General features: G+C 68.6%; 1 protein-coding gene. It reads right to left on the reverse strand.

What is annotated here, in order from left to right; translation table 11 throughout:
- Positions 1-386 (reverse strand): roadblock/LC7 domain-containing protein (locus tag UK12_RS33265; RefSeq protein ID WP_045306945.1); only part of this gene is annotated, 386 nt, incomplete at its 3' end.
- Positions 387-411: the final 25 nt, after the last annotated feature.

Raw genomic sequence — 411 nt, forward strand, 5'->3', positions numbered from 1 at the left:
GCGCGAAGTGCGGGGGTGAGGACGGCGCCGGCTCGGTCGACGAGCAGGGCCATTTCGTACCCGACGAGGCCGATGTCGGAGTCGGGGGAGGCGAGGACGGCGAGGGAGGAGCCGTCGCTGATGGCCATCAGGAAGAGGAAGCCGCGCTCCATCTCCACGACGGTCTGGTTGACGTCGCCGCCCTCGAAGATCCGGCTGGCGCCGTTGGTGAGGGAGGTGAGGCCGGAGGCGACGGCGGCGAGCTGGTCGGCGCGGTCGCGGGGGAAGCCCTCGGACATGGCGAGCAGCAGACCGTCGGCGGAGACCACCACCGTGTGCGACACCCCGGGGGTGTTGTCCACGAAATTGGTGATCAGCCAGTTCAGGTTCTGTGCGGCCTGGCTCATCTGACTCAACTCAACGCTCCTGGTG

The sequence above is a fragment of the Saccharothrix sp. ST-888 genome, from assembly GCF_000955975.1.
Taxonomy (GTDB): domain Bacteria; phylum Actinomycetota; class Actinomycetes; order Streptomycetales; family Streptomycetaceae; genus Kitasatospora.